Source organism: Gordonia sp. C13 (assembly GCF_023218005.1).
Taxonomy (GTDB): domain Bacteria; phylum Actinomycetota; class Actinomycetes; order Mycobacteriales; family Mycobacteriaceae; genus Gordonia; species Gordonia namibiensis.
This window is the reverse complement of the sequence record NZ_JALPSY010000005.1, coordinates 205,747-219,839: the sequence shown is the minus strand read 5'-3', so window position 1 is coordinate 219,839 and position 14,093 is coordinate 205,747. Positions and strand designations below refer to the sequence as shown.

Sequence of the window (14,093 nt, the reverse complement as noted above, 5' to 3'; positions counted from 1 at the left end):
ATAGCGCGCATTCGCTCTACGTTTTGCCGTGGCGGAGGTCACGGTCAGCAGGTCGGAATAGATCGGGGAGGGTCGCAGTTGAACAGCTCGACGGTGACGGATTCAAGCCCCGGGCCTCAACCCTTTGCCGCTTCGAGCGGCCACTCGCCGAGAGGCGCATTGACCGGCATCGTCCATCAACACGCCGAAGCCGCCGACCCTTCTGGGCCGGCGGCTTCGGTGCTGTCCAGGTGTCTCAGTGGTTGCGCAGCTTCTCGATCAGCTCGTCCTTCTTCAGGTCGGAGTAGCCGCTGATGTCGAGTTCTTTCGCGCGGTCCTTGAGCTCGTCGACGGTCCAGTCCTCATAGGACCCGGACTTGCCGCCGCTCTTGCCCACATCCGACCGGGAACTGTTGGCCGCGGCGTTGGCGATGCGCGCGGACTTCTCCTTGGAGTTGCCCTCGTCGCGCAGCTTCTCGTACAGCTCGTCGTCCTTGACCGACGGTCCCGGGTCGCGCTTCTTCTCCGCCATGGTCTGCCTCCTGGTGGTCGACACGAACGGTTCTCCCACGAGGCGTGCCCGGTCGCGGGTACAACCAAACCTGGACCGTCACCGACTGCATGACCGACCACCTGTGGTTAACAGCGTTGAACACGAGTGGACGGCCATGGCGGGTACGGATAAGGTTGTGACGATGTGTCCGGTAAGGGCGGATCCTGTCGCCACGGCTGGGAACACAGACGAGCACGAACGCCGGCAACGCAGTTTCGGAAGGAACCAGAACGCATGTCTCAGACAGTCAAGGGAGTCATCTCGCGCAGCAAGAAGTCGCCGACGGAGGTCGTCGACATCGTGATCCCGGACCCGGGTGCGCGTGATGTCGTTGTGGCGATCAAGGCCTGCGGCGTCTGCCACACCGACCTCGCCTACCGCGAGGGCGGCATCAACGACGAGTACCCCTTCCTGCTGGGCCACGAGGCAGCCGGCGTCGTCGAGTCGGTCGGCTCGGACGTCACCCACGTCGAGGTCGGCGACTTCGTCGTCCTGAACTGGCGCGCCGTCTGCGGTGAGTGCCGCGCCTGTAAGCGCGGTCGTCCGTGGTACTGCTTCGACACCTTCAACGCCAGCGTCCCGATGACCCTCACCGACGGCACCGAGCTGACCCCGGCCCTGGGTATCGGCGCCTTCGCGGAGAAGACCCTCATCCACGAATTGCAGTGCACCAAGGTCAATCCCGAGACCGACCCGGCCGTCGCCGGTCTACTCGGTTGCGGTGTCATGGCCGGCATCGGTGCCGCCATGAACACCGGCAACGTCGGCCGCGGCGACTCGGTCGCCGTCATCGGTTGCGGCGGTGTGGGTGACGCCGCGATCGCCGGCGCCAAGCTGGCCGGCGCGACCAAGATCATCGCCATCGACCGCGACCCGGGCAAGCTCGAGTGGGCCAAGGATCTCGGCGCAACCCACACCATCGACGGCACGAAGGTCGACGACGTGGTCACCGCGGTCCAAGACCTCACCGACGGCAACGGCGCCGACGTCGTCATCGACGCGGTCGGCCGCCCGGAGACCTACAAGCAGGCCTTCTACGCACGGGACCTCGCCGGCGTCGTCGTCCTCGTCGGTGTGCCGACGCCGGAGATGACCCTGGAGATGCCGCTCGTCGACTTCTTCTCGCGCGGTGGCGCTCTGAAGTCCTCGTGGTACGGCGACTGCCTGCCCGAGCGCGACTTCCCGATGCTGATCGACCTGTACGAGCAGGGACGCCTCCCGCTCGACAAGTTCGTCACCGAACGCATCGGCATCAACGACGTCGAGGCAGCGTTCTCGGCGATGGAGGCCGGCAAGGTCCTGCGATCGGTGGTGGAACTCTGATGTCGGCGCTGCGTATCGACAACGTCGTCACCTCGGGCACCTTCAGCCTCGACGGCGGCACCTGGGATGTCGACAACAACGTGTGGCTGGTCGGCAACGACGACGAGGTCATCATCATCGACGCCGCGCACTCGGCGGCACCGATCCTCGAGGGCGTCGGCGACCGCACGGTGAAGGCGATCGTGCTGACCCACGGTCACAACGACCACGTCACCGTCGCACCGGAACTGTCCGAGGCAACGGGCGCGCCGATCCTGCTGCATCCCGGCGACGACATGCTGTGGAACGACACCCATCCCGACGTCTCGCACCAGGATCTCGAAGACGGGCAGAAGATGACCATCGCCGGCACCGAGCTGACGATCATCAACACCCCCGGCCATTCGCCGGGCTCGTCGGTGATCCACCTGCCCGAGGCAGGCGTGCTGTTCTCCGGCGACACCTTGTTCCAGGGCGGACCGGGCGCGACGGGCCGCTCGTACTCGAGCTTCCCGACGATCATCGCCTCGATCACCGAGAAGATCTTCACTCTCGACCCCGAGACCAAGGTCTACACCGGTCACGGCGACGGCACGACAGTCGCCGCGGAGGCTCCGCATCTCGAGGAATGGATCAAGCGCGGTAGCTGATCCGCGTACTGAACGGACAAATCCGGCGCGGGTGGCCATCGGGCCGCCCGCGCCGGGTTCGTCATGTCACGTCAGGGTTGACGCGGTTGCCCCGGCTGACTGCCGCCGGGCAGATGTTGACCGGATTCGTGCCTGCCGGAATGGGTTTCGGGCTTGTGGACGCCCGTACCCGGGGTCCCGGTACCCGCATGTCCGGGGCCGGCGGTCCCGGCGCCGGACGTTCCCGCACCGGGGGTCCCATGTCCGTGCGTGCCCGCGCCGGGCGTTCCGTGGCCCGGGTTTCCGGCGGGGTCACGGTGCTCGTTGCCGAGCGGTCCGCGGTCGCCGCGGTCCCCTCGGACATCGGGATCGAGCTCGTCGGCCCGGGCGAAGGTGCTCTCGACCTCGTCGCGCTTCTCCGCGGCCTGCGTGCCGTGGGCCCGCGCCTGTTCGTTGAGACGCTTGGCCTCGGCGGCCTTGGCGTCGGCCTCGGCCTGGGCCTTGCGTGCCCGCGCTTCGGACTCCTCGGCGATCGCCTCGCGCTGACGCATCTCCGACACCTGGCCGGTCGCGTTCTCGCGGATTTGGTGAGCCTTCGTCCGGCGGACGTCCTGACGCTTACGCAGGAACAACACCAGAAGGGCGAGCAGGACGATCACGACGACGACGGCGACGATTATCCATACTGCGGTATCCATGGGGGCCTCCTCGATTCGTGGCCTCGCACGGGTACCCACAAAGTCCGCCGGCCAACCGGCGCGGCGCGGTGCGGGGCGATGTCGGGACTACCTCATCATGTGACGGAGTCGTCTGGCGTAGCCTGCCACGAATGAGCGAGTCCGCGGTCCGCAACATCGACCATCCCGAACAGCCACCGGTACCCCGGCGTCGAATCGTCATCGCGTCGATGGTCGGTACGAGTGTCGAGTTCTTCGACTTCTACATCTATGCCACCGCCGCGGTGCTGGTGTTCCCGGTGTTGTTCTTCCCGAAGGGCGACGACACGGCCGCGCTGCTGTCGTCGTTCGCGACGTTCGGGCTCGCGTTCGTCGCCCGACCGATCGGCTCGGTCCTGTTCGGCCACTTCGGAGACCGCATCGGTCGCAAGGCGACTCTTGTCGGGTCATTGCTCACGATGGGTATAGCCACCTTCGTGATCGGGCTCCTGCCGACCTTCGACCAGGTGGGTTATCTCGCGCCGGCCCTGCTCGCGCTGATGCGCTTCTGCCAGGGCCTCGGACTCGGCGGAGAGTGGTCCGGCGCAGCACTTCTCGCGACCGAAACCGCGGAGAAGGGCAAGCGTGCCTGGGCGGCGATGTGGCCGCAGCTCGGTGCACCGATCGGGTTCTTCTTCGCCAACGGCATGTTCCTGCTGCTGATCTTCGGTCTCGACTTCGACGCGAAGACCGCGGCCTCCAACCACTCGTTCATGACCTGGGGATGGCGAATTCCGTTCCTCGCCAGTGCGATCATGGTCATCATCGGCCTGTACGTGCGTCTCAAGCTCACCGAGACCCCGGTGTTCGCCAAGGCCGTGGAAGAGGGCAAGAAGGTCAAGACCCCGCTCGCCGAGGTCGTCAAGACCAGCTGGCGTCAGCTGATCGCCGGCACGTTCATCATGGTCGCGACGTACACGCTCTTCTACATCGTGACGACGTGGATCGTCTCGTACGGCACCGGCAAGGTGACCGATGCGTCGGGTGTGAAACTGTCGTTCAGCTACGCCGACTTCCTCGAGCTGCAGATCGTCGCCGTGCTCTTCTTCGCCGGATTCGTGATGGTCTCCGGACGGCTCGCCGACAAGTACGGCCGTCGCGCGTTCCTCCTCGTGATCACGGCGATGATCATCGTCTTCGGTCTGTTCTTCGCGCTGATCCTCGATCCGACGTCGATGAACAACGGGCGGATGCTGTTCTTCTTGATCCTCGGTATGACGCTGATGGGCCTCACCTTCGGGCCGATGAGCGCGATCCTGCCGGAGCTCTTCCCGACCAACGTCCGTTACACGGGTTCGGGTATCTCCTACAACGTCTCCTCGATCATCGGCGCCGCGGTGGCGCCGTTCATCGCGACGTGGATCGTGGCCGACTTCGGCGTCGGCTGGGTCGGTGTCTACCTCGCGGTCGCCGCGTGCACGACGCTGATCGCACTGCTCAGCGTCCGGGAGACCAAGACCGTGGATCTCGCGAAGGTCTGATCACCACGGCGCGGCCGGGGTGATCGGGAAGGTACCTCACCCCGACACGTGCGCCCATCCGCGGTTTGTGGTCGAACAGGTGCTTCGTCGTGTAGGTCGTGCCGTCTGGAACGGCGAACGAGACCGTCGCCCACCAGACGTCGCGGTCGTCGTGAACGGCCGAGCTCAGGTGGGTCACCGTCCCCTCGACGTCCACCCCGGAGATCGCGGCCCTCTCGCGTATCCGACGTCTGCGCCACAACCGACGGGCGAGCATCTCGGCCACCGCGGCGATCGCGGCACCGACACCGATCAAGATGAACGAGGTCGCGCCGACGACGGAAGGCTCGTTCGTCACGGTGTAGGCGAGCGCCCCGAGCCCGTCGGCGATCAGACATCCGGCGACCGGCCACCCGATGATCCGAGGTTCGTGTTCGTCGTCGCCGTGCGACAACACGAGCAGGCCGGTGCAGGCGATCAGGAGCGCGAGCCCCAGGGAACGGATTCGGGGATCGCCGACTCGGACGGGCTGCCGGCCGACTGGGACCATCCGATGTGGAAGAACACCGCCAGCCCACCCGCCCCGCAGATGGCAGCGAGGACGACGCAGATCCGGCCGATGACCCGATCCGAGACCGTCCGGCTCGGCCGGTTAACCCTGTCTCTCGTCATGTCTGCCCCCGATCGGTCATGCCCGTGATCCGTGTACGGTTCGCCCGAGTTTAGTGTCGGCGGCTCGGGGTACCGTCGACCTCGGACGAGGCGGGAGGGTGTGACGTGAGACTGGTCGATGTGGTTCGGACCTCCTCCGATGTCGCACGCGATCGTTCCCGCACCCGTAAGACCGAGGTGCTCGCCGGTCTCCTGGCCACCGCCGCCGACGCCGAGCTGCCCATCGTGGTCGCCTGGCTGTCCGGTGAGATCCCGCAGGGCCGTCTCGGGGTCGGCTGGCGATCGCTGTCGAAGCTGGTCTCCGAACCGGCCGAGGAGCCGTCGCTCGAGGTCGCCGAGGTCGACGCCGCATTCGGTGAACTCGCCGCCGCGAGCGGACCCGGTTCGACGACCCGCCGCGCCGAGATCCTCACCGCGATGTTCGGCGCCGCCACCGAACCCGAGCAGAAGTTCCTGATCGCCTTGCTGACCGGAGAGTTGCGGCAGGGCGCGCTGGCGGGGGTGATGACCGATGCGATCGCCAAGGTCACCGGTGAACCGCTGACCGCGGTGCGTCGTGCGCACATGCTCACCGGTTCGCTCCCGGAGACCGCTGCCCTCGCGCGGTTCGGGGCCGAGGCGCTCGCCGGTGTGGGCCTCGAAGTGGGGCGCGGTGTCGAACCGATGCTCGCCACGCCCGCCGACAACCTCGACGCCGCCCTGGAACTCCTGGGCCCCGACTGCGTCGTCGATTATAAACTCGACGGCGCGCGAATCCAGGTGCACCGCAAGGGTTCCGATATCTCGGTCTACACCCGCACGCTCCGCGACGTCACAGACAACGTGCCCGACCTCGTCGAGGTGATCGCCGGATTGCCCTGCGACGCGGTGATCCTCGACGGTGAGACCCTCATGCTCAGCGACGACGGACGTCCGCGATCGTTTCAGGACACGATGAGCCGCTTCGGCTCCGGGCCGACTGCAGCCGGCGAGCCGGAGCGTCTACTCAAGCCGTTCTTCTTCGACTGCCTGCACCTCGACGGCACCGACCTCATCGACCGTCCGCTGTCCGAGCGTCTCGCCGCCATCGATTCGATCGCACCGCAGCTGCGGATACCCGCGGTGACCCGACCGACCGCCGACGAGGCCAAGCGCCATTTCGACGCCGCGATGGCCGACGGTCACGAAGGTGTGATGGTCAAGTCCCTCGACGGTCTCTACGTCGCCGGGCGCCGCGGAAAGGCCTGGCAGAAGGTCAAACCCACGCACACCTTCGATCTCGTCGTGCTCGGCGCCGAGTGGGGATCGGGCCGCCGGACCGGTTGGCTTTCCAACCTGCACCTGGGTGCCCGCGACCCCGAGACCGGCGAGCTCGTCATGGTGGGTAAGACCTTCAAGGGTCTCACCGACGAGATCCTCCGGTGGCAGACCGAGGAGTTCCCGAAGCACGAGACCCGTCGGGACGCACACACCGTCTACCTCCGGCCGGAGATCGTCGTCGAGATCGAACTCGATGGGGCGCAGCGTAGTTCGCGCTATCCGGGAGGCGTTGCACTCCGGTTCGCACGGGTGGTCCGATACCGACCCGACAAGACGCCCGACCTCGCCGACAGCATCGAGGCCATCCGGGCGCTCCTCAAGTAGCAGTGCGGACGGTCAGCTCAACGACAGCTGCGCGACCGGCGAACTGGTCGGTTGCGTCGAGCCGCCGGGCGGTTCGACGGTGAACGCCAATGCGTCGGCGCTGTTGATCCCGGCCAGCACGGCGGTGGTGACGGGTTCGACGTCCTCGTCGGTCATGGTGCCGGCGGAACGCGTGCCCCCGGGGCCGACGAGCCACATCTGGTAGACCGTGCCGGGTTCGGGCGGCGGCACCGAATTCATCACCAGCACAGCGGTATCCGTGGACTCGGCGACGTAGACGGTGGCGCTGCCGGTGGCGACCGGCGCGCTCGTCGAGCGCAGATCCTCGGCGGAGAACACCTGCTGGGCCGGTACTGCGACGGGTGCGGGGGAGCCCGACTCATCGGAGCTCGACAAGCCGATGGCCCAACCGAGCGCGCCGGCCGCGATCGCGACGACGGCGGCCGCGGTCAGATAGGTGAATCGACGCGAGCGACGGGGCCGACGGGCATCGAGTTCCGCGAGGGGTTCGTCGGGCTCCGACCGAACGGGCTCGGGTACCTCGACCCCGAGATCCCCGTCGGACGGCATCGCAGGCTCGTACGGAACAGACGGAGCCGGTGGGACGTTGCGCGCCGGTGGTTCGTCGAGCCCTGCTTCGGCGCGCGCGGCGGCGAGGACCCGCTCGCGCAACGACGGCGGTGGAGGGGTCGCGGTGGCGGCGCTGACCGCGGCCATCGCCTCCCGCGTCGCCCGGACCTGTTTGGCGAACAGTTCGCGGAAATCCGCGGGAGCGGCGGCGACCCGGGCCTCGATGTCGCGCAGCTCGTCGGAGGTCAATGCGTTGAGCCCGACCACCGGCGCGAGTTCGAGCAGTTCTGCTGATTCGGGATCGAGATGATCAGTCATGGCACACCTCCTTCCCTCGGTGTCGTACCGCGTTCACCTTCTGCTGCTGTCCTTCCGATGGCCGGCAGATATCCGCCCGCATCTGCGGACGCAGGGCCCCGATGCTCGAAGGGGTCCGGTCGTGAACCTCATGCCCCATTCTTCGGACTCGACGCCGTGGTCGGATGGGTCGGGCGACTCAGATGCGTGCGGGGGCGCCACCGGGCATCGGCTGGCCGGTGGGAACGATCTCCGCGCCGAGCGGGAGCAGTGAGACCGGCACCATCTTGAAACTGGCGATACCCAGCGGGATACCGATGATGGTGATGCAGAGGGCGAGGCCGGTGGCGATGTGACCGATCGCCAGCCAGACGCCGGCGACGATGAGCCAGATGATGTTGCCGATCAACGACGCCGCCCCGGCGGACGGCTTGCGCACAACGGTGCGCCCGAACGGCCACAGAGCGTAATTGGCCATCCGGAACGACGCGATGCCGAACGGGATGGTGATGATCAGGATGCAGCAGATGATGCCGGCGACGACGTAGCCGATCGCCATCCACAGCCCGCACAGCAGCAGCCAGATCACGTTGAGGATGGTCTTCATCCGTCCATTGTCCACGTGTGGCAACCCGGTGGGGACGAAAGCGTGACCAGCACTGACTTCGAGGTGTGCGGACCGCTCGCACTACGATTGGTCCTCATGCGGGGACGGTCGACTCGGACGCGGGAAGCGGTGTGGGCGTTGGTCGCCACGCTCGTCCTCGTGATCCGGATCCTGGCGACGATCGCGCTCGTCCTGTTCGTGATCGGATGGGCAGTCGCGGCCGTCCGCGACTCCCTCGACAATGCCTTCCTGTGGCCGGCGATCGGCGCCGGTGCCGCATTGCTGGTGAGCACCTACGTCTACAGCTATCTGCGGGTGCGGTATCCCCGGCGGAACGGCTGGATTCCCTAAGCGGTTCGCCTCCCCAGTCGGGCGAGCAAGGCGGTCTGACGGTCGGCGTCGGCCGGGACGTCGATGCGCTCACAGACCCCCTCGGAGTAGAGCGCATCGCCGAAGCCGTCGGCAGCGGCCTCCATCTCGTCGAGCTGGTCGTCGGTGAACCGATGGTCGAACCCGGCGGCCGAGGCGATGTCCCAGCGATGGGCGATCATGTCGAAACCGTAGAAACGGACCAGGGTTTCGCCGATGGTGGTCGGACCGAAGTGCCCGTCGAAGCCGCGGTCGGCGACGGTCGGATCGGCGAGGCGGGCGGCGACGGCCTCCCGGTGGGTCCGCCAGCCCGACACGGGATCGTCGAGCGAGGGGGCGGGACCGAGGTCGACGTCGTGTCCGGCGAAGAAGTCCCGCTGCGAATCGACGACGTGCGCCACGACGTCGCGGGCAGTCCAGCCGTCGCAGGGTGACGGGTTGGACCAGGCGTCGGCGGGCACGGTCGCGAGGACGGCGCCGAAACCGTCGGCGTAGGAGTTGTAGCGATCAAGGAGTGGTGCATTGTCTGTGGTGGTGGTCATGATGACAGTCAAGCGCCTGTGCAGGGGACGGTGATTGATGAAACCCGACAACTCGGGATCGACGCGACTCGACGACGTCGAGCGCGCGCATCTCGTCGATACGTCGGATGCGAGCTACCGCATCGGCCGGTGGGGTCCCGGCCCGGATCTCGACGAGATGGTGCGCCGGTTCTGGGTGCCGGTCTGGTCGGTCCCGCCGGGGGCGGAGGCTCCGCAGCGCGTGCTGCAGTACCCCGTGTGCCTGGCCGTCATCAGCAACACCTACGCCCGTTTCTACGGGGTGGTCACCGGCCTGTCGGAGACGGTCCTCACCGGTGACGGGTGGGCGGTGGGCGTGATGTTCACTCCCGGGGCCGGGGGTCTGCTCGTGGGCGACGTCGCGCAGTGGACCGACCGGTTCGACGAGCTGTCGGTGGTCTTCGGCGAGCCCGGCGCGGACCTCGCCCGGTGGGTCCGTGCGGTGATGGTTCCTGCACCCGACGACGAGAACGCCCAGCGTGCGGCGACGGACATCGTCGAGGACTGGCTGCGGGGATATCCACCGATGGACGAGGACGGTCGCCTGATCAACGCGATCGTCGACTGGGTCGAGAACGACTCGACAGTGGTCGCGGTCGCGCAGATCTGCGAGCGGTTCCACATCACCGAGCGCAGCCTGCAACGCCTCACCCGCCGCCGGCTCGGCCTCACCCCGAAATGGCTGATCCAACGCCGACGCCTCCAGGAGGCGGCCGAACGGCTTCGCGAACCCGACGAGACCCTGGCCGACCTCGCCGCGCAACTCTCGTACGCCGACGAGGCCCACTTCGTCCGCGACTTCAAGGCCGTCACCGGGATGACCCCGCGGGAGTTCTCCTCGCGGTTCGCTTGACCAGGACGAGTACTCTCTACACGCTGGCGAACCCGGATTGTTGCCGGGATCACACCTTGCCAGGCAGAATTGTCGGCATATGGCGAGCGACGGAGGGCGCATGACAGACGCGGCTGCGGTGGCGACACGCATCCGCCGTGCGTATGAGGATTTCCTCTCCGGTGTCACACCCCCGACAGATGCGGTCCGATCCATCGTCCGTGACTCCTGGGCACGGTCGCTGAGTCGCGGCATCGATCCCAGCGACGTCGGTCCCGCCGACGGGTTGCCGACCGGTGAAGCGGTGTCGACCATGACCGCCGACGAGTTCGCCGAGTATCGGGCCACCCATCCGATCACCGCGGTCCGCCCACTGGTGCAGTCGCTGATGGTCGATGCGATCGCCGACACAGGGGTCGTCGTCGCCCTCACCGACCAGGTCGGCCGACTCCTGTGGGTGGAGGGAGACTCCGCCGCCCGGGACAAGGCCGGCAACATCAACTTCGTCGAGGGCTCGGTCTGGAGCGAGGAGGCGGTCGGGACCAACGCGCCCGGTCTCGCCCTGGCCGTCGACCGCGGCGTCCAGATCGTCGGCCCCGAACACTTCGCCGGCCCGGTCCAGGAGTGGAGTTGCGCCGCGGCGCCGGTGCACGACCCGTTCACCGGGCACGTCATCGGCGTCATCGACGTGACCGGAGGACGCGAGGTCGCGGCTCCGTTCGCGCTCGCGGCGGTCCGATCGGTGGTCGCCGCGGTGGAGCGGGAACTGCAGTCGAGCGCCGTGGATCTCGCCGACCCGTCCACCTTCCACACCGGCGTCGTGCGGTCGAGCGCCGCCCACCTCACCGTCCTCGGCGACGGTCCGCATCGCTGGCGCCGCATCGCAGACGCGACCGGTGCGCGCACCGTGTCCCCGCGCCACGCGGAGATTCTCGTTCTCCTGCAAGCCTTCCCGGAGGGACTCAACACCGAGCAGCTCGCCCTGAAGCTCGCCGAAGAAGGGCTCGATCCGGTGAGCGTGCGAGCTGAGATCTCCCGACTCCGACGCGACCTCGGTGCCGATGTCGTCGCGAGCCGCCCCTACCGCCTCACCCTCGACATCTCCTCCGACATCGGGGACATCCGGGAACGCATCGAAAGCGGAAGCGACCTGGCATCTGTGGTCGATGACCTCGGCCGCGGCGGGTTGCTGGTCGAGTCGACGGCGCCGGGCATCGTCGAGATCTTCGAGGAACTACGCGAAGACCTGCGTTCACGACTCATCGCGGCCGGCGACGTCGTCGCGCTGCGCAAGTGGACGTCGTCGGTCCACGGGCGCGACGACCTCGTCGCCTGGCGTCGCCTCGAACACCGGCTGCCGGTCGGGCACCCCGACCGGGCCGTCGTCGGCGGGCGCATCAGGTTGCTCGACAAGCGTTACGGAGTGTGACGACCTCCGCTCCCTGCGGAGGAACGCCCCCTGCTCCCTGAGGAGGTCCGGAGCCTGCGGAGGACCGCCCCTTGCTCCCTGAGGAGGTCCGGAGCCTGCGGAGGACCGCCCCCTGCTCCCTGAGGAGGTCCGGAGCCTGCGGAGGACCGTCACGAAGGGACACGTTGTGAACGTTGCAACTCTCGTGCAACGAGCTCACACCTACCGTGTGGAACAGATCACATCGGACATCCAGGGGTGTCCCACGTGACAGAGTCCAGCGCCCTCGAGAAGAGGCCGACACGCAAGGAGTGACCATGACCGTCTTCGCAAAGCCCGGTGCCGATGGCTCGGTGATGAGCTACGAGTCGCGCTACGACAACTGGATCGGCGGCCAGTGGACCCCGCCGGTGAAGGGTCAGTACTTCGAGAACCCCTCGCCGGTGGACGGCAAGACCTTCTGTGAGGTCGCCCGCTCGACGGCCGAGGACATCGACCTCGCCCTCGACGCCGCCCACAAGGCCGCACCTGCTTGGGGCAAGACCTCCGCCGCCGAGCGCTCCCTCGCACTGCTGCGCATCGCCGATCGCATGGAGGAGAACCTCGAGAAGCTCGCGGTCGCCGAGACCTGGGACAACGGCAAGGCCGTCCGCGAGACACTCGCCGCTGACATCCCGCTCGCCATCGACCACTTCCGCTACTTCGCCGGCGCTCTGCGTGCCCAGCAGGGCGGAATCTCCGAGATCGACGAAGACACCGTGGCCTACCACTTCCACGAGCCGCTCGGCGTCGTCGGCCAGATCATCCCGTGGAACTTCCCGATCCTCATGGCCGTCTGGAAGCTGGCCCCGGCTCTTGCCGCCGGCAATGCGGTGGTGCTCAAGCCCGCCGAGCAGACCCCGGCATCGATCCTCTACCTGGTGAGCCTCATCAGCGACCTGCTGCCCGCCGGTGTCCTCAACGTGGTCAACGGTTTCGGCGTCGAGGCCGGCAAGCCCCTGGCCTCGAGCAACCGCATCCGCAAGATCGCGTTCACCGGTGAGACCACCACCGGCCGCCTGATCATGCAGTACGCGTCGGAGAACCTGATCCCGGTCACCCTCGAGCTGGGTGGCAAGAGCCCCAACATCTTCTTCAACGACGTCATGGCCTCCGACGACGGCTTCCTCGACCGTGCGCTCGAAGGCTTCTCGATGTTCGCGCTCAACCAGGGCGAGGTGTGCACCTGCCCGAGCCGCGCGCTGATCCAGCAGGACATCTACGACGAGTTCATCGCCAAGGCCGTCGACCGCGTCTCGAAGATCAAGCAGGGCAACCCGCTCGACACCGACACCATGATGGGTGCGCAGGCATCGAACGACCAGTTCGAGAAGATCTCGTCGTACCTGGCCATCGGCCGCGACGAGGGCGCCGAGGTGCTCACCGGCGGCGAGGTCGCGGACCTCGGCGGCGACCTGTCCGGCGGCTTCTACATCAAGCCGACCGTCTTCCAGGGCAACAACAAGATGCGCATCTTCCAGGAGGAGATCTTCGGCCCGGTCCTCGCGGTCACCACCTTCAAGGACTTCTCCGACGCCATGCACATCGCCAACGACACCCTCTACGGCCTCGGCGCCGGCGTGTGGAGCCGTGACGGTGCGACCGCCTACCGTGCGGGCCGCGAGATCCAGGCCGGACGTGTGTGGACCAACACCTACCACGACTACCCGGCACACGCTGCCTTCGGCGGCTACAAGCAGTCCGGCATCGGTCGCGAGAACCACCTGATGATGCTCGAGCACTACCAGCAGACCAAGAACCTCCTGGTCGGCTACGCTCAGAACGCGAAGGGGTTCTTCTGATCCACTAGCTCCCTGAGTAGCCCGGAGCTTGCGAAGGGCCCCAGGTCTGCTCCCTGAGTAGCCCGGAGCTTGCGAAGGGCCCCAGGTCTGCTCCCTGAGTAGCCCGGAGCTTGCGAAGGGCGTATCGAAGGGCAACCCACAGAAGGTGATTGAGAATGACCACCGAACAGATTGCTCCTGATCGGGTGGTCGCCACAGACGCCGCCGTGCAGCTCCTGACCAAGTTGTCGGAGCTGCACGGCGGTCTCATGATCCACCAGTCCGGTGGATGCTGTGACGGCTCGGCCCCGATGTGTTATCCGGTGGGGGAGTACCGGGTCGGTCAGCGCGACGTGCTGGTCGGCGAGATCGAACTCCCCGAACCCATTCCGGCAGTACGGGTCTGGATCAACGGCGACCAGTTCGAGCTGTGGAAGCACACCCAGCTCATCCTCGACGTCGTGAAGGGACGCGGCGCCGGGTTCAGTCTGGAAGCGCCCGAAGGCGTGCGTTTCCTCTCCCGGGCCCGGGCCTTCACCGAGGAGGAGAACGAACTCCTCGCCGCGTCGCCCCCGCTGACGGGTGCGACCGCCGGACCCTGATCCGGTCAGCTCCACAGAATGCGTCGTGGGTGTCGAAATACGATACCCACGGCGCATTCTCGGTTTCCCGGACAGGCGGCTTCGAGCGCATACG

General features: G+C 67.2%; 15 protein-coding genes. 9 read left to right on the top strand and 6 right to left on the bottom strand.

All coding sequences use genetic code 11. The features are described 5' to 3' along the window. Nucleotides 1–235 precede the first annotated feature (235 nt). The gene (locus M1L58_RS06975) at nucleotides 236–511 is read right to left on the bottom strand and encodes a DUF7218 family protein (RefSeq protein ID WP_006868395.1); all 276 of its coding nucleotides are present in this window, start codon (nucleotides 509–511) and stop codon (nucleotides 236–238) included. Nucleotides 512–766: 255 nt separating this feature from the next. Here M1L58_RS06975 and M1L58_RS06970 point away from each other — a divergent pair, with 255 nt between their 5' ends. Further along, on the top strand, nucleotides 767–1,855 hold the full coding sequence (locus M1L58_RS06970; RefSeq protein WP_006868394.1) for an S-(hydroxymethyl)mycothiol dehydrogenase: 1,089 nt from the start codon (nucleotides 767–769) through the stop codon (nucleotides 1,853–1,855). Then, on the top strand, nucleotides 1,855–2,484 hold the full coding sequence (locus tag M1L58_RS06965) for an MBL fold metallo-hydrolase (protein WP_248658322.1): 630 nt from the start codon (nucleotides 1,855–1,857) through the stop codon (nucleotides 2,482–2,484). Before M1L58_RS06970 ends, M1L58_RS06965 begins: the two co-directional genes overlap by 1 nt. 71 nt (nucleotides 2,485–2,555) lie before the next feature. Here the strand turns inward: M1L58_RS06965 and M1L58_RS06960 are convergent, their stop codons facing one another. After that, complete coding sequence (locus tag M1L58_RS06960; protein WP_248658321.1) at nucleotides 2,556–3,161, bottom strand: hypothetical protein; 606 nt, start codon at nucleotides 3,159–3,161, stop codon at nucleotides 2,556–2,558. A 131-nt stretch (nucleotides 3,162–3,292) separates the two neighbouring features. Between M1L58_RS06960 and M1L58_RS06955 the strand changes: the two genes are divergently transcribed. Beyond that, the gene (locus tag M1L58_RS06955) at nucleotides 3,293–4,660 is read left to right on the top strand and encodes an MFS transporter (protein WP_248658320.1); all 1,368 of its coding nucleotides are present in this window, start codon (nucleotides 3,293–3,295) and stop codon (nucleotides 4,658–4,660) included. Here the strand turns inward: M1L58_RS06955 and M1L58_RS06950 are convergent. Next, on the bottom strand, nucleotides 4,617–5,189 hold the full coding sequence (locus tag M1L58_RS06950; RefSeq protein ID WP_248658319.1) for a DUF3592 domain-containing protein: 573 nt from the start codon (nucleotides 5,187–5,189) through the stop codon (nucleotides 4,617–4,619). The genes M1L58_RS06955 and M1L58_RS06950 overlap by 44 nt on opposite strands. Before the next feature lie 227 nt (nucleotides 5,190–5,416). Here M1L58_RS06950 and M1L58_RS06945 point away from each other — a divergent pair, with 227 nt between their 5' ends. Next, complete coding sequence (locus tag M1L58_RS06945; protein WP_248658318.1) at nucleotides 5,417–6,934, top strand: ATP-dependent DNA ligase; 1,518 nt, start codon at nucleotides 5,417–5,419, stop codon at nucleotides 6,932–6,934. Nucleotides 6,935–6,946: 12 nt separating this feature from the next. Here the strand turns inward: M1L58_RS06945 and M1L58_RS06940 are convergent, their stop codons facing one another. Both M1L58_RS06940 and M1L58_RS06935 read right to left on the bottom strand, forming a co-directional pair. Further along, a complete protein-coding gene (locus tag M1L58_RS06940; protein WP_248658317.1) occupies nucleotides 6,947–7,822 on the bottom strand; it encodes an anti-sigma factor in 876 nt (291 codons plus the stop codon). A gap of 178 nt (nucleotides 7,823–8,000) precedes the next feature. Continuing rightward, nucleotides 8,001–8,408: a YccF domain-containing protein gene (locus M1L58_RS06935; RefSeq protein ID WP_006868387.1), complete on the bottom strand. Its 408-nt coding sequence runs from the start codon at nucleotides 8,406–8,408 to the stop codon at nucleotides 8,001–8,003. A 96-nt stretch (nucleotides 8,409–8,504) separates the two neighbouring features. Here M1L58_RS06935 and M1L58_RS06930 point away from each other — a divergent pair, with 96 nt between their 5' ends. Further along, nucleotides 8,505–8,759: a hypothetical protein gene (locus M1L58_RS06930; protein WP_040536976.1), complete on the top strand. Its 255-nt coding sequence runs from the start codon at nucleotides 8,505–8,507 to the stop codon at nucleotides 8,757–8,759. Here M1L58_RS06930 and M1L58_RS06925 read toward each other — a convergent pair. Further along, nucleotides 8,756–9,319, bottom strand: coding sequence for a maleylpyruvate isomerase family mycothiol-dependent enzyme (locus M1L58_RS06925; protein WP_248658316.1), 564 nt, complete (start codon nucleotides 9,317–9,319; stop codon nucleotides 8,756–8,758). The genes M1L58_RS06930 and M1L58_RS06925 overlap by 4 nt on opposite strands. Nucleotides 9,320–9,356: 37 nt before the next feature. Here M1L58_RS06925 and M1L58_RS06920 point away from each other — a divergent pair, with 37 nt between their 5' ends. The 4 genes from M1L58_RS06920 (at nucleotide 9,357) to M1L58_RS06905 (ending at nucleotide 13,999) form a co-directional block, all read left to right on the top strand. Continuing rightward, entirely contained in the window at nucleotides 9,357–10,190 is an 834-nt protein-coding gene (locus M1L58_RS06920) for a helix-turn-helix domain-containing protein (RefSeq protein ID WP_248658315.1), read from the top strand. 100 nt (nucleotides 10,191–10,290) lie between these two features. After that, nucleotides 10,291–11,598 (top strand): GAF domain-containing protein, encoded by a 1,308-nt coding sequence (locus M1L58_RS06915; protein WP_248658314.1) that lies wholly within the window; start codon nucleotides 10,291–10,293, stop codon nucleotides 11,596–11,598. A 296-nt stretch (nucleotides 11,599–11,894) separates the two neighbouring features. Continuing rightward, on the top strand, nucleotides 11,895–13,418 hold the full coding sequence (gene exaC, locus M1L58_RS06910) for an acetaldehyde dehydrogenase ExaC (protein ID WP_006868382.1): 1,524 nt from the start codon (nucleotides 11,895–11,897) through the stop codon (nucleotides 13,416–13,418). A 155-nt stretch (nucleotides 13,419–13,573) separates the two neighbouring features. Continuing rightward, nucleotides 13,574–13,999 carry a DUF779 domain-containing protein gene (locus tag M1L58_RS06905; RefSeq protein ID WP_006868381.1) on the top strand — a complete coding sequence of 142 codons (426 nt, stop codon included), beginning with the start codon at nucleotides 13,574–13,576 and terminating at the stop codon, nucleotides 13,997–13,999. Nucleotides 14,000–14,093 lie beyond the last annotated feature (94 nt).